Origin of the sequence: Nostoc sp. DedQUE08 (assembly GCF_034530895.1) — a bacterium.
GTDB lineage: Bacteria > Cyanobacteriota > Cyanobacteriia > Cyanobacteriales > Nostocaceae > Nostoc.
Genome location: NZ_JAVRCD010000003.1, coordinates 25,467 through 47,766 on the forward strand (window position 1 = coordinate 25,467; position 22,300 = coordinate 47,766).

14 protein-coding genes are annotated in these 22,300 nt (G+C 40.6%); 3 read left to right on the forward strand and 11 right to left on the reverse strand.

The genetic code is table 11. The features are described from left to right. Positions 1-164 precede the first annotated feature (164 nt). The 6 genes from RMY64_RS02710 to RMY64_RS02735 form a co-directional block, all read right to left on the reverse strand. Positions 165-2,957 carry a response regulator gene (locus RMY64_RS02710; protein ID WP_322699234.1) on the reverse strand — a complete coding sequence of 931 codons (2,793 nt, stop codon included), beginning with the start codon at positions 2,955-2,957 and terminating at the stop codon, positions 165-167. A 64-nt stretch (positions 2,958-3,021) separates the two neighbouring features. After that, positions 3,022-3,465 (reverse strand): response regulator, encoded by a 444-nt coding sequence (locus RMY64_RS02715; protein ID WP_322686161.1) that lies wholly within the window; start codon positions 3,463-3,465, stop codon positions 3,022-3,024. A gap of 198 nt (positions 3,466-3,663) precedes the next feature. Then, entirely contained in the window at positions 3,664-5,211 is a 1,548-nt protein-coding gene (locus tag RMY64_RS02720) for a sensor histidine kinase (protein WP_322699235.1), read from the reverse strand. Next, the gene (locus RMY64_RS02725) at positions 5,180-7,156 is read right to left on the reverse strand and encodes a CHASE3 domain-containing protein (protein ID WP_322699236.1); all 1,977 of its coding nucleotides are present in this window, start codon (positions 7,154-7,156) and stop codon (positions 5,180-5,182) included. The genes RMY64_RS02720 and RMY64_RS02725 overlap by 32 nt, the downstream gene beginning before the upstream one ends. Before the next feature lie 135 nt (positions 7,157-7,291). Beyond that, complete coding sequence (locus tag RMY64_RS02730; RefSeq protein ID WP_322699237.1) at positions 7,292-8,104, reverse strand: class I SAM-dependent methyltransferase; 813 nt, start codon at positions 8,102-8,104, stop codon at positions 7,292-7,294. 348 nt (positions 8,105-8,452) lie between these two features. Beyond that, a complete protein-coding gene (locus RMY64_RS02735) occupies positions 8,453-8,983 on the reverse strand; it encodes an AbfB domain-containing protein (protein ID WP_322699238.1) in 531 nt (176 codons plus the stop codon). A 649-nt stretch (positions 8,984-9,632) separates the two neighbouring features. Between RMY64_RS02735 and RMY64_RS02740 the strand changes: the two genes are divergently transcribed. The 3 genes from RMY64_RS02740 (at position 9,633) to RMY64_RS02750 (ending at position 13,366) form a co-directional block, all read left to right on the forward strand. Next, a complete protein-coding gene (locus tag RMY64_RS02740) occupies positions 9,633-11,075 on the forward strand; it encodes an AAA-like domain-containing protein (protein WP_322699239.1) in 1,443 nt (480 codons plus the stop codon). A 5-nt stretch (positions 11,076-11,080) separates the two neighbouring features. Next, complete coding sequence (locus tag RMY64_RS02745; RefSeq protein ID WP_322699240.1) at positions 11,081-12,655, forward strand: AAA-like domain-containing protein; 1,575 nt, start codon at positions 11,081-11,083, stop codon at positions 12,653-12,655. Between the two features lie 318 nt (positions 12,656-12,973). Further along, positions 12,974-13,366 (forward strand): hypothetical protein, encoded by a 393-nt coding sequence (locus tag RMY64_RS02750; protein WP_322699241.1) that lies wholly within the window; start codon positions 12,974-12,976, stop codon positions 13,364-13,366. Positions 13,367-13,862: 496 nt separating this feature from the next. On the opposite strand, the gene RMY64_RS02755 is transcribed toward RMY64_RS02750, so the two are convergent. The 5 genes from RMY64_RS02755 to RMY64_RS02775 all read right to left on the reverse strand — a co-directional run bounded on the left by RMY64_RS02755 (position 13,863) and on the right by RMY64_RS02775 (position 21,972). Beyond that, positions 13,863-14,522 carry a sigma-70 family RNA polymerase sigma factor gene (locus RMY64_RS02755; protein WP_322699338.1) on the reverse strand — a complete coding sequence of 220 codons (660 nt, stop codon included), beginning with the start codon at positions 14,520-14,522 and terminating at the stop codon, positions 13,863-13,865. 903 nt (positions 14,523-15,425) lie between these two features. Beyond that, entirely contained in the window at positions 15,426-16,235 is an 810-nt protein-coding gene (locus RMY64_RS02760) for a response regulator (protein WP_322699242.1), read from the reverse strand. 222 nt (positions 16,236-16,457) lie between these two features. Then, positions 16,458-18,938, reverse strand: a complete 2,481-nt coding sequence (locus RMY64_RS02765; protein ID WP_322699243.1) for a hybrid sensor histidine kinase/response regulator — start codon at positions 18,936-18,938, stop codon at positions 16,458-16,460. 94 nt (positions 18,939-19,032) lie between these two features. After that, a complete protein-coding gene (locus tag RMY64_RS02770; RefSeq protein WP_322699244.1) occupies positions 19,033-20,478 on the reverse strand; it encodes an ABC transporter substrate-binding protein in 1,446 nt (481 codons plus the stop codon). A gap of 12 nt (positions 20,479-20,490) precedes the next feature. Then, positions 20,491-21,972, reverse strand: coding sequence for an ABC transporter substrate-binding protein (locus RMY64_RS02775; RefSeq protein WP_322699245.1), 1,482 nt, complete (start codon positions 21,970-21,972; stop codon positions 20,491-20,493). Positions 21,973-22,300: the final 328 nt, after the last annotated feature.

The window sequence follows — 22,300 nt, forward strand, 5'->3', positions numbered from 1 at the left end:
TCGGGGTAAAGGCAAAGGGGAAAAGGGTAAAGAAACTCAAAATCCTTTCCCTTTAACCTTTACCCTTTTCCCTGTCTTGCAAAAATACATTTTTACAAGAGGTCTATTGTAGATCCAATACGCTTGGGTTAAGCTTTTATTTCTCCCCCTGCCCCCTACCCCCCTTACTGGCTCTGTTTAACCAAATCGGTAATCGTCTCAACCAGCTTTACTGGCTCGATAGGCTTCGGAACATGCCGTTGAAAACCTGCCTCTATAGCCTTTTGATAGTTAATTTCTCCAGCAAATGCTGTTAAGGCGATCGCTGGAATCTTCCCGCCCTGTTGGTACGGCAAGGCTCTCAGCTGGCGTACCAGCATATAGCCATCCATTTCTGGCATCCCAATATCGCTAAGTAGCACGTCTGCTCTGTACTTGGTTAAAGTAGCGAGAGCTTCAACGGCTGAGGTGACAGTTGTTACATTTGCTCCATACATCTCTAGCATGAAAGCAATAAACTCCCGTGTATCTGTGTTATCATCTACCACCAAAACTTTGATGCCATGCAAATTTAAGGATGGCTCAGACGGTTTACTGTCCGCGTTCTTCTGGGATGGAGTTGCCATGAGCGGAAGTCTCACAGTAAAGGTTGTTCCCTGACCTTCACCTGCACTTTCTACCCGAACAGTTCCGCCATGCAATTCGACTAAGTGACGGACGATCGCCAACCCTAATCCCAGTCCACCAAACTTTCTGGTTGTAGCACCATCTGCTTGGCGGAAGTATTCAAATACATAAGGGAGGAAGTCAGGGTGAATCCCTTGACCTGTGTCGATAACAGTGACTTCGGCAAAAGAGCTAACTTGCTTGAGTTGGATATCGACTCGTCCCTCGACATCAGTGAACTTAATCGCGTTCGACAGGAGATTCCAAATCACTTGCTGTAACCTATTTGGATCGCCCAAAACTTGCCCTACATTTGGTTCAAGCCTCACCTGAATTTGAATAGACTTGCTTTCAGCAGCCAACTGTACAGTTTCCATTGCAGCTTGAACGATCGATACTAGATCCACTGGGCAAACATTCAGGCTAAGTTTGCCTTGCAGAATTCGGGAGACATCCAGCAAGTCTTCAATCAGTTCGGACTGCAACTTGGCATTGCGTTCGATCGCACTCAGGGCATGAGCGGTCTTGGCTTCGTCAAGCTTACAGGTTTGGAGCAACTTAGACCAACCCAGAATTGGATTAAGGGGCGATCGCAACTCATGGGATAATACTGCCAGAAACTCATCTTTAATTCGGTTAGCTTGTTGCAATTGTTGAGCTTGTTGCTGAATTGAAGCCAGCAGATTTGCCCGCTCAATAGCGATCGCCATCTGCTCGCAAGTGGATTGCAGCAGATCGATTTCTTCGGGAGTAAAACAGGTGCGGGTGCGGCTGGCAAAGGAGAGCGTCCCCAGTAACCGTCCCTGGACAATCAACGGTTGTCCAGCAAAAGCCGTAATGCCGATTGAGTTGACAAGCTGCGCGTTGGGATGGGTGGAGATTTGCGATCGATCGAGGACAATTTGCTGCCGCTCTTGTGCCACCAGTCCGCAAAGATTTTGACCAAATTCAATCCATTCCAGCGATTGAGCTGTTGCCTCAGAGATCCCTTCATAGTTGTTCAGATGCAGCATTAGCTGGTTGTCTTTTTCCTCGACCATGTAGTTGTAGTAAGAATGTAACTCTAGCTGGGCTGAGAGCTTGTTAAATAAGTTATTCATTAACAACATGGGATGTTCTGTGGCCAGTAAATCGCTGGTCGTTTCATACAGCAGATGCAGCCGTTCCTCTGCTCGTTTGCGTTCGGTGATGTCGAGTGCGGTTCCCAGGAACCCAACCGCTTGCTTGGATACTCCCTCTCCCTCTAATTGCACCTGCCCATTAGCGAATAGCCACCGCTCAGTTCCATCCTTCCACACGATCCGATAGTCAATTTCATAAGTACCTGACGACATCGGGTCGAGCGCATTGCTGATGGTGTTGACTACACGCTCACGATCGTCTGGGTGGATGCGCTCTATTACCATCGGCAAAGGGATAAGCGCGGTGTCATCCGGTTCGCCCCAAATCTCACGCATCCGCTTGTCAAACTCGACGAGGTTCGTACTGGGGTCATAATGCCAAGTCCCAAGCCGACTGATGTTAATGGCAAGCTGTGCGCGTTCCTCACTCTGGTGTAGAGCTTTTTGTGCCTGTTTACGCTCGCTAATATCCTCTATTAAGCCGTCAATAACGGTTGTACCATCTACTTGGGTAAAAGTTGTACTAATTCGCACCCAAATTAAACTACCATTCGCTCGTCGCAATTGCATTTCGCGATCGCGGATTTCGCTATTTTGCTTTAATTGGTTGAGAACTTGGGCATAGTCCAATGGTTGGAAATAAGGCTCAAGGGTTTGACTTGCTGGAATTTCAGTTAGAGAATTTAAACCTAACAGCCGCAGAAATGCCGGATTACCTTCGAGTAAAATACCATCTGCCGTTAAGCGATAAATTCCTACATTTAAATTATTCAGCAAAGTTTGAAAGCGTGATTCTAGCCTGACTGCTTTACGTTGAGCTTCAGTCCGCTCTATTGCTCGGCGGACTGCTGCGGGTAATCGAACATAGTGCTTAGGAGACTTAATGATGTAATCTTCCAATCCCGATTTCATCGCCTCAACGGCAACTTCCTGAGTACCACTACTAGTAAACATTATTACTGGGCAATCAGGATAACGGTTTTTAATTGCCCGGATCGCGGTTAAGCCATCACTCCAGCGTAATTGATAGTCCGTTATTACTAAATCAAACTGTCCTTTCTCCAGTGCTTCTTCCAAGTCTTTTGCTTGAACAATTTCGTGAAACTGGAGGTCAAAAAACTCTTGCTCTAGTACATGAATCGCCAGTAGGCGGTCATTCAAATTATCATCAATTAGAAGAATACGTAACATTTAATTTCATTATATTTACGTAAGGATAGCAGTGAGAAGAAAGTCCAAAAAATGTTCAAACAGTTCAAAATTGCGGTCTTTCGTTAAACATAATCCAGTGGAGATTGAGGGTTATAACAATTTCTACTAATTCGTTAAAAATAACTGGTTTAACTATGTAAGCATTTACACCTATGTCATAGATATGATTGATGTCGGCATACTCCCTCGATGAGGTGAGAACTACGACCGGTAAGCGCTTGAGTTCTGGTTGCTGCCGTAACCACATCAAAACCTCAGCCCCGGATCTGCGGGGGAGTTTCAGATCGAGCAAGATTAGTACAGGCAAGGGATAACGAGTGCGATCGCCATAAGGTTCCTGCCCAGACAGATATAACACTGCTGCATCGCCATCATTTACCACCTGAACTGGATTGACAATGTTAGCCTTGCGGAGCGCGCGTTGCAGCAGAAGCACATCTTTGTGATTATCCTCTACAAGTAAAATAGTGTCTTGCTCTTTACTCATGAAATTTTTGTCATTAAAGGCAAAGGCAGGGGGCAGGTGGTCACTGAGCGTAGCCGAAGTGAGGCAGGGGGCAGGGGGAAAGACAGTTTTTCAAAACTTACTGTGTGCCCCAGAGCGTAGGACAAGGGTTTTGCACTAAATATTTAAGACCGTAGAAAGAATTTTATGTTTGCCCGTAATCAAGAGGATTGAAAAATTTTAGGGATTTACATCTATAACTATAGGTAAATCTATCCAAAATCGGCTTCCTTGTCCAGGTTGGGATTCTACACCAACTTGTCCACCCATACGTTCGACTCCTTTGCGGACAATTGCTAAACCGATACCACTACCAGGATAAACTTCATAGCTATGTAGGCGCTCAAAAACATTAAAGATGCGTTTGTGGTGTGTTTCCTCAATACCAATGCCATTGTCTTGTACCCATAAGCGAACCAATTGATTACGTTTTTCAGTCCATATCCGTAACTGAGGTTGAACTTCCGGTGCAACAAATTTAATCGCATTGGTTAGCAAATTGGTAACTACTTGAATCAAAATAGTAGGGTTTCCCGTAACTTCAGCTAAAGGCTCTTCAACCTGCACTCTCGCCTGTCGCTGTGTTATCTCTAATCCTAGCTGTCTCAGTATTTGTATCATTAATAAAGATAAGTTAATAGGTTGTAATGGCATTTCAGTCCGGCTGAGGCGACTGTATTCAAGCAAATCTTGAACAAGCTTGTCTGCTTGCTGTGTACTTGCAATAATGCGCTGCAAATAGTCTTGTTGGTTCTCTAGGTTAGATTCCCTATCCTGGTTCTCTAGGAGGATTGAACCAAACATTTGGATAGCGCGTAATGGTTCTCGCAGATCGTGGGAAATTGAATAACTAAATGCTTCTAAATCTTGATTAGCTACTGCTAATTCCTGATTTCTCTGCGCTAAATCTCGATTTGCTACTTCTAATTCAGCAGTGCGCTCCCTGACTCGCTCTTCTAAGGTTTGGTTGAGTTGCTGAATTTCAATTTCAGCTTGTTTACGAGATGTAATATCTTCAATTAAGCCATCTAGTACCTGTTGTCCCTCAACTGTATTTAGAGCTATGCTTAATCCTACCCAAATAAATCTTCCATCTGCTCGTTGTAATTGAATCTCTTGCTCTTGCTGTTGAGGTGGCGGCAGCTTTTGTAGTATTGAGTAGTATTCATGGATGTTCAATAAATTCATCGCTGAGGCTTGTGATAATGAATCCAGCCCTAACAATTCCAGAAACGCTAGGTTACACTCAATAAAATTTCTATCTGGATAAATACGAAATATACCTAGTTTTAATTGGTTAAGCAAACCTTGAAGACGGATTTCAAGTAAGGTAGCTCGTCGTTTGATTTCTGTTCGTTCTAGTGCAAGTCGCACAGCAGCTGGTATCCGAATGTAGCGATTGGGTAACTTGAGGACATAATCATCTAGCCCAGACTTCATTGCCTCTACCGCAATTTCTTCACTACCTGTATTAGTAAACATAATCACTGGACAGTTTGGATACTGTTGCTTAATTGTATATAAAACTTCTAGTCCAGTACTCCAGCCCAGTTGATAGTCGGTAATAACTAAATCGAATTCACCTGCTGCTAATGCACTAGCAAAGCTAGAGGCTTCGCGAATTTCTTGAGGTTGAAATTGCGGAAATTCTCGCCTCAGTTCTCGGATCGTTAAGGCGCGATCGCCTGGATTATCATCAATTATCAGAATGCGAAGTACTTGCGTCATTGGCATCGTTGCTGTGAAGAACGGCTTTTGGCAGTGCAATCCAAAAACGACTACCAGTACCTAATTGCGATTCTACTCCGGCTCGACCGTTCATTCGCTCTAATCCTTTGCGGACGATCGCTAAACCAATACCAGTACCTGGATAGATTTCAACGCCATGCAGTCGTTCAAACACCCGAAAAATGCGCTCTTGATGTTCTGGCGCAATGCCAATACCGTTGTCCACAATCGATAATTTTATCGAATTTTGCTGTTCCTGTGCATAGATATGTACTTTTGGGTGTATTCCAGGCTGCACAAATTTCATCGCATTGCTGAGTAAATTGGTTACTACCTGAACAAGCGTAAAGCGATGAGCCATCACTAGCGGCAAAGGTTTTGCCACCGTAACTTGTGCAAGCTGTTCTTGAAGTTGTTTGCTGAGTTGTTTTAAAGCTTCTTCGACAACATTAGTTAAATCAACTTTTTGTATTTGAATTTGGGAACGGCTGAGGCGGCTGTATGCCAGCAGATCGGAAATTAGGGTGTCCATTTGGACTGCACCCTCTGTAATATATTGAATGTATTCTTGCCCAACCGAGTCTAGTTTGTCTGTGTAATCTTCTTGCAATGCCTGAGCAAAGCCTTGCATAGTACGTAACGGTGCGCGTAAATCGTGCGATATCGTGTAAGTAAAGGCTTCTAGCTCTTGATTGGTTTCTTGCAACTGTGCAGTGCGCTCGGCAACACGCTGTTCTAGTTCCAAAGCGTAATTTTGAAGTTGTTCCCGTAGCAAAGATTGTTGGATAGCGATCGCTAACTGAGCCGCCACCTCTACCACAACATCTTGTGCTTGAGCATCAAAAACGGCTGTCTGAGTCGCCGCCAAGTTGAGTTCTCCTAGCAGCGTTTCTTCAACTAACATCGGAATCCGCAAACAACAACGCATTCCTGCCGAATGCAACCGTGCTAAAATAGGTGGGTAAAGCTTAACATTTGTCAAGTCTTTAATATAACTAAAGTTTTGTCGTAAGCTTTGCTCAGGCGCAAAGTCTGATACTGCCATCTTTGTACCTTCAAGCGGTTGTAATTCTTTAGTGCTGCTGCCTGCCACAATCTCAGCTGTGCCTGCCTCAAAATTAAATAGGGCAACAAATGCTTGCTCATAAGGAACTAACTGATGCATTTGTTTGAGTGCAGTTCGGACTAGAGATTTGATACACTCAGCTGCTAAAATTGCCCGGTCAATATTATGTAAAGCGGCAAGTCTTTGGGCAGAAAGCCGAACATTTTCAGTTTGTACTTGGGCAGTTTTGAGAGCATTCTCATAATTGTCAGACACATGGGCAATTTGCCGCCGAATATAAAAGGCAAGGACGCCACCAGCAGCAAGCGACAGGATTATGCTAGTAAAGATGACTCGCCCAGTAGTCTCTTTGACTGTTTGGTTACGCTGATACCGTAGCTGCTCTTCAGTGGCAATCAAATCAGTAATTTGGTTTCGCATCACATCCATACTCTGTTTGCGAACCTTAATTGCTGATAAGGGTTCAGCTTCACCTCTTTGTTTGCGGGCGATCGCTTGAGAAATAGAGATATTCCAGACTGTTTGCTCTGCCTTGATTTGCCTTAAGCGTTGATTTTGTTGGGGATTATCTGAAACTAAATCACCCAACTCATCAAAAGTATTATTAATGGTAGAGTTAGCTTGCTGATAAGGTTCAAGAAATTCTGGCTTACTTGTAATCTGGTATCCACGTACTCCTGTCTCTAGATCCAGTAACAGTTTTTGTAAGCCATTTGCTCTGGCAATGACTTGATTAGTGTGATCGACCCATTGCATAGCCTTGAGCAGGCGGTTAATTTGCCAGATTGAAACTCCTGACAATGACAATAACAGGATAATTGGCAGAGCGATCGCGCCGATCAGCCTACGTTTGAATGCAACTTGAGTAATTTGCAGCATTTACTTATGCTATAGCAGCACTTGTACAGTAAACGACACTATCTTGAAAATAACTTTGTTTACGTAGCTGCTTTGAACACGAGCTTCAGAACTGTCTAAGGGAGAATGCCAACTTCTGTTGTCATTGTTTTTTCCTCACATTTCTAGCTTCCGGCCAACCATATACCACAAACCCACGGCATAGCGGATGTAATTGAGTTCTGTAAAACCTGCTTTCGCAAACTCGTACTCGAAGTTGAAATGGATAAAGTCATCCAACCACGGTTCTTGAAAAGAAGCACTCAGGGCGTATTCACCCCGATAGGTGTCAGCATATAGTACCCAACCTCCGGGTTTGGTAATCCGGTACATCTCCTTGAGAATCTTAGGAGTCCACTCTTTAGGTGTCTCGTGAAACAGTAGTGATGATGTGACAAGATCGAAGGAGTTGTCAGGGTAGCCAGTGTTACGAGCGTCCACCTGCTCGAAGGATGCCCGCTCACTTAATCCAGCCTTGTTAAATTTGTGCTGACTAATCACCAACATATAAGGTGAAACATCAGTAATGCGAAAGGTGGCCTGTGGAAACCGCTGTGCCAGTGCCAGCGCTCCACCACCCGTACCTGCACCAAGCTCTAGCACCGTCTCAATTTGAGTGTCTTCAGGAATTAGTTCAGCCATTGTCTCGCGCAACTGCTGACAACTAACATTGTGGCTGAGGGGAATAATCGCATCCATAGCAGCATCCCAACCTAAGCACGACTGAGGGTTAGTGTAGGAATCAGTTGACCCATGAATGGGAGCGTGGATATAGTCAGGGTAATATTCATGCTCAGTATGGTAGCCTTTGAGTTCCTCTTGCCAATTAATTGAGGCATATTCCTGCATTACTGAGGGCATCGCTGCGGTGATGCGTTGAATTACCTCGGTTCGATACGCTTGTTTTTTTTCTGCGTTCCATCTCGGCATAATCATCTCCTACTTACACTCGTTACTGGTGTTCCTAGATTCCAATCTGGGAACGAGAAATAAACTGCAAATATAATAGAGCAATACTCCAGACAGTTTTTAATTGAGCTAATTCACAAGAAAGCTATCGATCCTTTAGGGTGCTGGTTAAAACAAACAAGCACCGGAACGATAGCTATATATAAATTGTACAGAGTCTGCTAGAAAAAATGAGCGGTTTAGGCAAACCACAGATGAAGGGGTTCACAAAAGAATATTGTCATCTCTAGTAATGTACCAACGCGCCAAGACAGTTTACTCTATACAAGCCATCAGGGATTGAATGACTAAGTTTGTAAGCCACTTTAACTAACGAGTGAACGGTGCTACTAGTGTAAAAGTGGCATCGTTTAAAAACAAGCTATCAGTGGTATACGGGTCAATATATAGCTTGAAGTTTCTGTGACGTATGTAGTAAGTAGGAAAATTATATGACTGAAAAGAAACATTTGTTAAACTTGCTAAACCTGGTTTTATACAAAACGTTGCATCAGCTTTTAACTGTGCGGTATTGTCATTGCGATCTAATCTAATTTGAAAATTTTGATGTCTTAAGTAGTATCCTGGCAAATTTGAGGATTCAAATGAAACACAGTCAGAAGAAGCTAGCCCTGACCTTACTCTAAAACTTGCGTCTCCTCTGTCTAGAGAACTTGAAATGAGGCTAACTTCGCCAAGGAAATTGCGATGACGAATATAGTAGCTACGAAGATTAAATGCTCGTATTGAGACAGATGGTTCAACAGGAGTTGACTCTGCGATCGCAGGATTAATTGATGTAGAAATAGATATAGGAAGCGCTGATAAGGTTAGCGCTAGTGCAAAGAGGTTATTTTTCATGGCTACAATCTTTTTAGATGACCATTTAGCAAAACAATGCTCTTACTTAAGAATTGTAGTATTAATTCTAAAAATGCTAGAAATTAGTTAGAAATATTCACATAATTCGTCTTAAGCTTAAAGCTTCGTGCGATGAAAATACTCTTATTAATTGCTGCATTAATCCTGAGCTAATTAAACTCTAAAAAAACAAATTCTACGTCAAACTATGTTTATATGAAAGTTAAAGATTGAACAAAGTATCAGGGCTGAATGTTACTAAAATAGGCATTTCAGCTTTTGTTAATGCCATTGGCATCAACGCGCTAGGGGCGCAAGACCTTGCGCCCCTACGACAGGTGTAGTTCAAATACATGAAAACTACTGTAAATTAACTCTCATGCCCATTAGTCTGCCTAAGTAATGGGGATTGTGACATTCCCTAATATCTTGGAGCGGCAGATGTAAATAAAGCTAATACCAATTTGGGAAAAGAACACAACAGATACCTGAGTAGGGGTGCGCAGCTACCTGTATGCCCCTACAAGTAATCCATCTGTCGCAAAGATTAATTAAATTGGTATAACTGTTTAAATTTAAGTAAATACTGAAAAAAATCTGAAAAATTCCGCTAAAGTCTTATTTAAAACAAACTTTATTCTTTCTACAAATGAATATAGAAGAAGCACTAGTAATTTTAGATACATTTCTTGAACATGGCTTAAGTGATGTTCAGGAAATCATATTTCGTAAAGCTTGGGAAGGACAAACTTATCCAGACATTGCCGAAAGCTGTGGTTACGATGCCAATTATATAAAAGATGTTGGTTCTAAGTTATGGAAGCTACTTTCACAAGCTTTCGGGGAGGAGGTGACAAAAAGTAATTTTCGCTCAGTATTGAGACGGCGAGGCCTCCAGCGCGCTTTGCCTACGCAAAATAGCGTTTTGTCAGAAAAACTACAACCTGTGCCAGCAGTCTTGAGACAGTCTCAGCCAACAAGCAGAGCCAAAGATGCGATATCAGCGTCTTCTTTGGTAATCGAAAAACAAGACGAAAGAAAAACCCCAGTCTCTAATCCCGACTTTTTAGAAAATCCTGGTGGCTCAGTGCCCCTAAATTCCTTTTTTTACATAGAACGTCCGCCAATTGAAGAACGCACCTATACCGAAATCAATAAACCTGGAAGCCTAATCAGAATCAAAGCCCCCAGCAAAATGGGAAAAACCTCTCTAATGCACAGAATTCTGACTCATGCCAAACAGACTGGGGTACACACTGTACAGATTGGTTTACAGAGGGCAGATAGTCAAGTTTTCACTAGCTTGGAAAAATTCTTACGCTGGTTTTGTGCGAATATTAGCCGACAGTTGAACTTAGAAATCAGACTAGATGATTATTGGGATGAGGATATTGGTAGCAAAGTTAGCTGCACATTGTATTTACAGGAGTATTTGCTAGAAAAAATCGACGCTCCGGTGGTCTTAGCTTTGGATGAAGTGAATCGAATTTTCGAGTATCCAGAAATCTCTAGAGATTTTCTGCCGCTACTGCGTTCTTGGTATGAGGATGCTTCCGAATTAGAAATCTGGCAAAAACTGCGATTAGTAGTAGTTCATGCCACTGAAGCTTATATCCCACTAGATATTAATCAATCACCTTTCAATGTGGGACTGCCGATTAAGTTATCAGAATTTAGTTTAGAGCAGATGCAGGATTTGGCAGTGCGTCATGGATTGGATTGGGCTAAAGGTGAGAAAGGATTGGAAAAGCTGGCTTTGCTACGAGCGATGATTGGCGGTCATCCTTATTTAGCTCGTCTGGCTCTTTATAACCTGGGAAATCAAACAGTAACCCTAGAGCAGCTATTACAAGAGGCTCCCACAATTGCCGGCATCTACAGCAACTATTTACGGCATCATCTGGCAAATCTTCAAGAACATCCCGAACTCGCGATCGCACTCAAACGGGTAGTTACCTCTCCCACAAGTGTACAACTAGAAGCGATCGCTGCTTATAAATTAGAAAGTATGGGTCTGGTAAAACTTGAAGGAAATCAGGCAATGCCTAGCTGTGATTTGTATCAGCTATATTTCCAAGAGCAATTAACCTAAATGCTATGAATAAGTACGAATATCAAATTGGCGGTAGTCTCAAAGTTGATGCTCCTAGCTATGTAGAACGGCAGGCTGACTTTGAACTTTATAATACTCTAATTCAAGGTGAATTTTGTTATGTATTTAGTTCCCGACAGATGGGTAAATCTAGCTTGCGGTTACAAACGAGACACCGATTAGAACAAGCAGGCTACAGTTGTGCATCTATCGACATGACTCGCATTGGCAACGGCAATATTACTCCTGCTCAATGGTATAAGGGGATAGTAGTTGACTTATTAAGAAGCTTTAATCTCTTTAGCAAAGTTAATATAAAATGCTGGTGGTCGGAGCGAGAAGATTTACCTGCGCTACAGCGATTGAGCCAGTTTGTTGAAGACATTTTGTTAGTTGAACTAAAAACTGAAAAAATATTTATTTTTATTGATGAAATTGATAGTGTTTTAGGTTTGAATTTCCCTGTCGTCGATTTTTTTACTCTGATTCGCTCGTGCTACAATCAACGAGCCGAAAATCCCGAATATAACCGTCTAACTTGGGCGCTGTTCGGAGTCGCAACGCCTTCAGATTTGATTGCCGATCGCAACTGTACGCCATTTAATATTGGTAAATCTATTGAATTGCACGGTTTTAATTTATCGGAAGTTCAGCCATTAGCCGCAGGTTTAGAAAGTAAAGTAGCTAATCCGATGGCAGTTCTCAAAGAAATTTTGGCTTGGACAAATGGTCAGCCATTTCTGACTCAAAAACTATGTCAAATAGTGGTGCAAGAAAGAAACTCTGGAAGCAAAGATGTTCAGGAACACAGAAGCATAGAAGTTGATGAGCGTTATAAATTGGATAATCATTTACCGATTATTAATCAACATTTGATAAATTTTTATTATCAATTTCCTTTGTTAATTTTAGAAAAACTAGTGCAAACCCATATTATAGAGAAATGGGAAGCAAAAGACGATCCAGAGCATTTGAAAACAATCCGCGATCGCCTGCTGATCGATGAACAGCGTGCTGGAGGTTTACTAGGATTGTACCAGCAAATTTTACAAGGTATTCAGATAGCTAGTGATGATGGAGAAGAACAAATAGAACTGCTGTTATCGGGGTTAGTAACCAAGCACCAAGGGCAATTAATAGTAAAGAACCGGATTTATGAAGAGGTTTTTAACCAAGCTTGGGTAGAAAAACAATTAGCAAAATTACGGCCATATTCCCAAGCATTCAATGCTTGGATAGCCTCAGAGCATCGCGATCATTCCCGACTATTACGCGGGACAGCCTTACATGAAGCTTTAGCTTGGTCGCAAGGCAAAAGTTTGAGCGATTTAGATTATCAGTTTTTAGCAGCTAGCCAAGAATGCGATCGGCGGGAAGTTGAGACATGGTTAGAAGCAGAACGAACTAAAGAAGTTAAAGCTAGACTAGTTCAAGAGCAAAAAGCAGCTAGATTTCAAAGATTATTTTTTATAGGCGCGTTCGGTTGGGCATTAATAGTTGTTTTAGGATTGGCGATGGTGACTTTCGAGTATAAAAAGCACTGTTCAGTAACCTCAAAGCAATTACTACATTACCCATGAGTGCTGTAGTTTAGACTAGTTATCGGTGTGAAACTGCTGAACAAATCATATATAAAAATTTGCTAAAAATCACTAGTTAGTACATATAACTATTGATTATTAACCAAGTCAGTTTTAACTATATTATCCCGCTAAGTTTGATAGGATAATTAAAAATCATCCTCAAATTTAATTGATAGTAATAATTTCAAACGAAACTGTAATGAATTATTTTATTTTTGAGAGTCTCTCGGCTAATAATAGTTAAAGAATAATCTGGGTTTTTCCCCTTTTTTTGCAAAATTGGGATGCTCCCATTTTATAGCGATATTTTTTGTCATGTTACTATTAAGTCTGAACCTTATATCTTTACCCATAGCTAAGACCACGAAAAAAGCGATGAAAGTGATAATCTTTGCTATATTAGTATCGGTAGTAATCTCAGCAATCATAGGATTGCTCTGGGCAATAATTTATCTACTGTATAGCCAAAATATTCAAGTAACTCTCAAGTTATTTTTCTACTCATTTTTGGGAGGATTGCTTGGTGGAATAGTTGGTGGTTTTATTGGTAATTTAGTTGGTTCGAGGGTAGCTGAAGGATTTTCAGCTGATTTCTTTATTAGTTCTGAAGGCTTCAGCTGGCTTCTTTGGATTTCAATTTTCTGGATTATAGGCATTATTGAAGGAGCAGTTTTACCAGGATTGATTTTTATCAGATTTTATTCATAATCCGTTCTGGATAAGTACGTATTTTTAGCTCTATTTGTGCATATTTTTTGATTTTTCGCCTAATTCTGGTCTTTTCTGTTATGTGTTTAACTAGAAACTTTTACGGTTCGTAATACTATACATATATCAATGAAAACTCAAAGTGTCATAGCAATCGTAACGATTCCAACAGTAATTTTAGGAACGCTTGGAGCGATTTGGGCAATATTTTATTTCAGATATACTCAAAATACTCAAGCAAGTTTTGAATTGTTTTCTACTTCTTTTGTGCCGGTTTGATTGCTGGAATAGTTGGTCTAATTATTGGTTTTTTATTTCAGAGTATTGTAGGTTAATAAAGTATCAGGTTTGGCATGGACATTATTATATTTCGTGAATAGGTAAAACCTAAATCGATATTTATCCTAGACTGCCTCTCTAGGTTATCTGTTGAAATATTGTTTTGCTGCCACTATCTGGAATTTTGTGAGCCACCTTCCTATGGTGAAAGCCTAGTTTATAATAAACCCTCTACCTCAGCAAATTTCCGCAAGCGTGGTAGACATTGACGTTGATAGAAACTGCTTAATGTCGCAATTGACAGCCCAAAGTCTTTTGATAATTCTTTCCAGCTAACTTCTGGGGGTAAGCGTTTGAGAATTAATACCTGACAATTTACGTCTGGACGCCCTTTAATGTGAGTACTACGTAGTTCCATATCCGAGTCTGTCTCCACCCATGTCTCCAGGTTTTCCAAAATGGGAGGTGCTTGGGGGGTAGCTGGTATATTATCTATCGGGTCAATAGTTTCACCAATTTCACCCGACTTAGACTGACGAACCCCAAAGGAGACTGTTGTGGCTTTTTCTCGGTTTTGGTTGAGATAAAAATCTTGTAGTCTGCGTTTTAGGTAAGCATCTAACCAATTAATTACACTACCTTGAGTGGAGTCATAGGCTTGACCTGTCAGACCATCACAAACATTGCGGCAGAAATACAACCAAGTTTGTTGCAGTGCGTCTTGATAGTAGGGAGTATTTTCCTTCCAGAGTTTACCTTGTGTTAAACGAATGATTTGCGTGAGCAACTTCTGACGTTGACGGCTTCCAGGTGAATATCTACGAGCTTGGTTAACTAAGGATGTTAGCTGTTCATTTAAATCCTCCTTAGCTGAAATGCTAGACAACGGATACCTGACTTCCTGGTTTACTGGTAGTAAATGACTCTGAATATCCAAATCAGTAGTAACATCTTCTACAGTTAAAGAGTTGTTGCTCGCATTATCAGTTTTAACAGCAATGCTATCCATATTTCCTTGCTCAGATGCCTGAATACAACGATAGATTGCTTCTTCAGGCGGGCTAAAATCTTGGTTTATACTATTTTTTCGCATCTTATTTTCTTTCCTGAAGTATTTTTTTTGGGCATACTTTGCAGACTTGATGCAGTAGCCAAACATTTCTTTGCTTGATTTTTGATGCTATCTATGATTATCTGTCAGATATCAGAGATGATAACAACATGGTTGCAATGGACAATACACTTTTGTTCGCCGATTCAATTCAATCCACATAATCAACTCAGTAAGAGGAAATAATTAAATGTAAAATGCAAATCAGAAGAACCTGTTACTGTTGGGCTTTTACCTTCTGCTTCTACTTAGTTAGACCTTCTTGAGGTTTTGGATTGAAGTTTACTTTGACCATACCTTTAATTTAGTGAATCACTCACTTTTTAACAGCATGAAAAAGTCATAATTTGTCAGGAATTTTGCCATTAAAGTTTTATTAATTTATGTAAAAAATGTTGCTAACGTCAGAAAACATCTATTTTCCCACCTGTGTTAGCAGTTTTAGATTAGAAGCCTTGACTAAAGGTATCTTCTAGCAATCTCAGACTACTTATTTATTTACAGAACTTTTGATACAAAATACTTTAGCGGTTTGCTGAAATGATGTTATTAAAGGACTTCTAGAAAATAAATTATCCCATTTCACATTCATCAAAACGACTTTCTCTCCCCCTGCTCCCTGCTCCCCTGCCCTCAAAGCGATGGAATATTTTTTTTATTGGAAGTCTCTTAGGAGGTGATATCGCGGACACTAGCACAATGGTACTCCTGTCCGTTTAACTCTAGATAATTAACAGTTATTTCCACGACTATGTCCTGACCATCTTGGGTTCGTTGACTAGACTTAAAAGTGAGAGAGTTTTTCTGTCTAACTTCTTCCCAGTGCGATCGCCAAGTAACCGTCGAAAAATTAGGATCTATATTGTAAACAGTCATGGTCAACAATTGGGCGCGGGAGTAGCCAAGATGACGACAGGCTGCTTCATTCACGTAGACAAGCTGGGCATCCGAATTTACAAAAAAGATAGAATCCTTAAATTTATCTAAATAAAACTGACTGAGGCGCAGGGCTGATTCTGCTTTTTGGCGATCGCTAATTTCCTGTTGCAAAAGGATATTTTGCTGGGTCAGTTGTTTTTGCAACCTTCCGATAGTCAAGTTATTTTCTACACGCGCAAAAACCTCTTCTTCACTAAAAGGTTTGGTAATGTAATCTACCCCTCCAACTGCAAAAGCTTTAACTTTGTCAAAAACTTCATCCAAGGCGCTAATAAAAATCACCGGAATGTCGCGGGTTTTCTCTGAGGCTTTCAAATGTTGACAGACTTCATAACCATTCATTTCTGGCATCATGATGTCAAGCAAAATTAAATCGGGCGGTGCAGCTTGTGCTGTTTTCAAAGCTGTTTGTCCGTTAATAACTCTCCGAATTTCATAGCCAACCTGAGTTAGCATAGCGGATAAAAGTCGCAGATTATCGGGTGTATCATCAACAACAAGAATATTTGCTTTTGGTAGCTGAACTTGATGGTTATCCATATTTATTAGAAATAATTTATTAGAAAATAATTCAGGAGTCAGAAATCAGAATTCAGAATTTAATTGGAGTCCGACTGGTAAATCAATGAGTTTAGTATAAGATCCCTACCAAATCTTCTAGTGCATTCACTACACGAAGATTTAGCGATATGTAATTAGTGGCAGGTCTCAATCCCCCACTTTCTTGTTTTGACTTTTGAATTTTGATTCAAAAATCATTTCTTACAGTTGTGTTAAATCAATAACTTTATCAATGCGAAAGTTATTAACCCAATCAGACAGAGTGTTTGTCAAAAGAGCAGATTCTTCAGGAATTTGCTCAAGCAAGCTAAAAATCAGCTTTTCATCAGTACACAGTGCCGCTTGGTGGAGCTGTGCTACCCACTCAGTGGGCATCTGAGCCAGCATCTCTTCTAATGATAAAAGTTTCAGGTCAGAATTTTCAGCAAATTCGTCTTTTTGAAGGGGTTTATCTGCATATACATAACGCACCCCTAAATATTTAGACATCATATTCAAGATTACTTCTTCTCGGAACGGCTTACGTACAAAATCGTTGCAGCCAGCCGATAAAACCACAAAGCGTTCCTCGTCAAAAGCACTAGCAGTTAGGGCAATAATCACAGTAGCTTGACCTTTTAAAGTAGCTCTAATTTGTTTAGTAGCTTCATACCCATCCATTACAGGCATCCGCATATCCATCCAAATCAGTTGTGGTTCCCAAGTTTCCCAAAGAGTCACCCCTTCTTGACCATTTTCAGCATGGCGTACCTCGAAGCCAAGCGATACTAGCATCTTGACTAAGAGTTGGCGATTTTCCCATTTATCTTCAACTACTAAAATCCGGTATTTTGGTTGATTAGGCTCTAAACCAATTACTCGTCGTTTTAGCTGTAGAATTGGAGCTTCAGCTACTTCTGCTAGACTAATTTGCAGATCGAAAGAAAAAATCGTTCCTTGTCCCAAAGTACTGCTAACAGTAATACTTCCCCCCATTAGATGCACAAATTGTTGGCTAATAGTTAAACCCAAACCTGTTCCTTGCTGAGATTTTCGACCTGCTTCTGTTTGAACAAAGGGTTTAAACAACTTTTCAATTTCGGCAGGTGCAATCCCTGTCCCAGTATCTTCAACTTCAAAATGAAGCCAGAAGAATGAAGGATGGGAGTTTCTTATTACTTGTGTCCCTTCTTGTTGCTGTAGTCTACTTTCTTCCTTCATTCTAACTCGTAAACTGACGCCACCTTCTTGAGTAAATTTGATAGCATTACCAAGGAGATTAATCAAGATTTGACGCAATTTACTTTCATCTGTATGCACATATCTAGGAACTTCCGGTCTGCGTTCAAACATCAACTGTAAACCTTTGGATTCCGCTTTAATTTGAAACATCTCTTCAAGTGAATCAAGTAGAGTGTACAAGTCAAAGCTATTGTTATTCAGTGTCGTTAAACCCGCCTCAATTTTGGACATTGACAACACATCATTAATCAAGGTAAGCAAATGCTCTCCACTGCGACTGATAATTTCTAAATGTTCCAACTGAGAAACATTGATAGAAGAATCGCGCATCATTAGCTGAGTAAAGCCAAGGATGCTGTTGAGAGGAGTACGAAGTTCGTGACTCATGTTTGCAAGAAATTCGCTTTTGGCACGGTTGGCAGTTTCGGCTTCTTTGGCTTTTAGTTCTAATCTATGGCTATAATTCTCTAACTGTTCGCCAGAAATTTTTAATTGTCGCGTTAGCCAAGACACTCCAATCAATAGAAATCCCATTGATAAGAATCCCACTAGCATCATCGTTCCTGCTAATCGTTGAGCCGGCGCAAAGGCTTCTTCCTGGTTCATCTCCACCATTAAGGCTAGGTCTTGGTCATTGAGCCAGTGATATACTCCAATTACTAACACTCCAGCATAGTTTGGATAAAGTCCTTGACCGCTAATTCCACCCATTGCTGCATCAATACCTTGGCTGCTAACTCCTTGAGAAAAGTCCGGTGTTTTATTTTTATCTTTAGAAATAAAAGCGTTTTTAGTTACTAAAGAACCAACTAAATAAGTTTCTCCGCTCTTACCTAAGCCTGTACGTTCTCGTACAATTTGATCTATTCTGCCTAAATTTAGATCGGCTAAAAGAACACCTTGACGTACCTTGGCTGCATCACGTAGAGGGGTTGCAAAAGTAACTGATGGCTTACCAGTAATCGGTGAGGCATAAAAGATGGGGGCAAAAGAGTCTCCTGGCTGAATCTGTTCAATATAGGTGATGTTAGCTGAAATTTCATATTGACCTTCACGCTGTTTGTTAGTAGATAAAATAATCCGATTGCTCCGGTCAAGAATGGAAATTTCTCCCAGACTTGGCTTGATTGTAGCCATATTTGCAAGATAATCTGAGAGAACTTTGTAAGCTTTTCGATAATTTGCGTCGGCGGGTTTGGAATTTAAAAGGATTTGAAAATTATTTTGTACGTCTGGAAACTGAGTTACTAAGAGAAAGTCTCGTTCTTGGTCTTCAAACCAACGGGTAATTTCTTCTTCTTTGAGAGTGGCAGCAGCACTGAGCCGTTCAAAAGCAGCTTGCTTCAAAGCTTCCCTCGCATTGATAAAAGCAAATCCTCCTACTACACCTACAGTTACTAAGGATAGGAATAAGAAGGAACTGGCAACTTTAATAGTTAGGTGCTGATTCCAGAAGTTCATATATTTACAACTTGTTTCTTATTCTAAAGATATTTATCTTTTTTATTATTCATGTAGATTGATTATTCCTGTAGTTAATATAAATAATTATTGATTACCATTGAGCAAAAATCTGTTTTATCCGCTTAATTGCTTCATCAGTTGCTTGCTTTGAAGAAATTTTATCTACAATTATTCGATTAAGAGCTTTTCCCCAGATATTCTCCTCTAACACTACGCTGTATGCCGGGTTTTGGACATAATAAAACAACCGCGTTGAACCTTCCGTCACCGTCTTGACCGCAGTTGAAACGTGTGGGTCAGCTGGGTTTTTCCAAAATGGGTCTTGCCAAAGTGTCTTGATGACAGGTAAATTACAACCTCCAGCAGCTTTCAGATACTTACCTATCACCTGTGATTGGGTGAGATATGCAAGAAAATCCAAAGCTTTTTTCTGTTGCTGGGAATCGGCGAACAAAACTGCTTGCCGAAGTGTGAGTAGATAACGCATTGGCTTGCCGTTGGGTTTGTTGGGAAATTTTAAAATACCAAGCTTATGGCGATAGGTGTCGGGATCTTGGCGCACAGAGCAAGGAATTGAGAGGGTGTTGTTAGGAGTCATCACCACCACACGGTTGAGCAAGCTGCGATTATTATCTGGATTTAACCAATTGAGTGCATCTGGTGGCACATAACCTTGTTGGTAAAATTTGGTATACCAATCTAATGCCTGGACAATTTTTTGTCTCACCTTTGGATCGTCGATTAGCAGTTTACCGTTGGAGTCAAGAATTTGCACATCGTATGCTTCTAAAATATGCTCAAAAAAGATGTAGGTATCTGAAGCTCCAGTAGAAAAAGGAAAACCTAACCCATAAATATCCTGTTTTTGCTGTTTTGCCCGCAGTTCGTTTTGTACTTGTTTCCAAAAGTCCCAAAAACCATCCCAATCTTTGGGGATATCGCTTTCACTGCGACCTATTTGCTTTAGCAAGTCTCGCCAGTAAAAAATATGAACCGTTGCCTGATTGATTGGAACTGCATAGTAGCTTCGCTTTTTTGCAGCATTATTATAATAATTAATAGCTTGCAGGGCATATTCAGGATAAAGATTTTTGACTGGCTCAATTACATCCGTTACATCCGCTAGTTTCCCTTCCCAAGCCAAATGCGGATTCAACGCTCTTTCAGCGCCGTAACTCATCATGATATCGGGTGGATTACCTGCGTGAATGGCCCTACGCGCCTTCTGCGGTAGCTCATCGCCAATGTAGAAGGAAAGCTTGACTTGATTACCAGTTTGTTTTTCCCAGTTGCTCACCAACTGCTTGATTGCTTCATCTTCATCGACAGTAAAACCTTTATCCCACCAAATCTTTAAAACGGTGTTGTCAGTAGGGGAATGGGTGACTGAAGATTGTTTTAATTGAGAGGTGTTACTACAAGCAATAATTATCAAGCTGAGTGTCAATACGATGAACACATATCTGCAATAATAGTAATATTGCGGCTGATTATGAAAGCCTTTAGCAATTTGACTAGCTTTTGTTTTAAATGTCATATTTATAAAAGCTTACTGCCATTGGTCAAAAATTTGCTTAATTCGGGCGATCGCTTCATCAGCTGCTTGCTCTGGAGAAATTTTATCTACAACAATTCGATTGAGCGCCTTACCCCAGACATTATCTTTTAAAACCAAGCTATAGGCTGGGTTTTGGACAAAATAAAATGAGCGAGTTTCTCTGTTGAGAAATATATTAATGGCAGTCGAGAGATAAGGATCTTTGGAATTTTTCCAAAAAGGATCTTCCCACGCTGATGTTAAAACTGGTAAATGACGGCCTCCAGAAGCCTTGAGATAATTTCCCATCACTTCTGGTTGTATTAAGTATGCAAGAAACTCCTTAGCTAGTTTCTGTTTCTGAGAATCGGCAAATAAAAACGCTTCCTTCACCGTAATTAAGTAGCGCATTGGCAAGCCATTGGGTTTATTTGGAAACTCTAAGATCCCAAGTTTTTGATAATATGTATCGGGGTTTTGCCGCACAGCAGCAGGAATTGAAAGCGAGTTGTTAGGAGTCATCACCACGCTTTGATTGAGTAAGCTACGATTATTATCTGGATTCAACCAATTTATAGCATCTGGTGGGACATAGCCTTGCTGATAAAAATTTGTGTACCATTTTAAGCTGTTAATAATGCCTTGACGCACTTTCGGCTCGTCAAGGAGGAGTTTATCCATAGAATCTAAAATTTGCACGTCGTATGCTTCTAAAATCTGCTCAAATAAATAGTATGTATCAGCAGAACTAATGCCGAAAGTAAATCCTAACCCATAAATATTCTGTTTTTTATCTGGTATTTGTTTTGTCCGCAAGTCATCCTGTATTTGTTTCCAAAGCTCCCAAAAATCATCCCAATCTTTTGGTACATCACTTTCTTTACGACCTATTTGCTTTAGCAAATCTCGCCAATAAAAAATGTGAATAGTTGCTTGACTCATTGGCAGAGCATAGTAGCTTCGCTTTTGAGTAACATTGTTATAAGACTGAACAGTTTTGAGGATTTTTTCTGGGTAAAAATTTTTAAGTGGCTCAATTACATCTGATACATCTGCTAGTTTGCCTTCCCAACTTAAACGGGGAATAATTTCTCGATCGGCAGTATAACTGGTAACAATATCAGGTAGGTTGCCAGCCTGAATTTCTCTTTGAATCTTCCGTGTTAGCTCATCTGTGGAATATAAAGAAAGCTTGATTTTGTTGCCAGTTTGTTTTTCCCACTCACTAACTAGTTGCTTGAGGGCTTCATCCTCTTCCTGAGTAAAACCTTTATCCCACCAAATCCTTAAATCGGTACTTTCACTGGATAACTTATTAAATGGGGAAGGCGAGGATTGATATGTGTTAGTGCAAGCAACAATTATCAAGCCGAGAATTAATGCGATGAGTGCGTAGCGACGGTTGGTTAGTCTTGGTACTACACTAAAAGCTTCTTTAGCTTTCTGCTGACTCTTCAAGACTTGAGTAATCTGACTGGCTTTTTTTCTGGACACCACACTTCTAGAGCTTATATTTAAACTGAATAGATACAGCAGAATTCAGAATTCAGAATTCAGAAGTCAGAATTCAGGAGTAAAACACGCTTTATATCTGAGTAACAGATTTAGCTTGTTTACTTTACAGCTTGAAATCTACTGTATATTCAATTTAAGGCTTTTTGTTGGTCTCTCAATAATTTACAAGCGATCGCTCTTAAAAGAGATGGGCAATTGCTTGCTCTTTGCACGGAAGGAAGCGCCTTAGCAAAGCGGGGCGCTAGCACCTCGCCTCCCTATTTGCACCGATTAGAATAATTATTCTGCCGCGTGGTTTAATAATTCC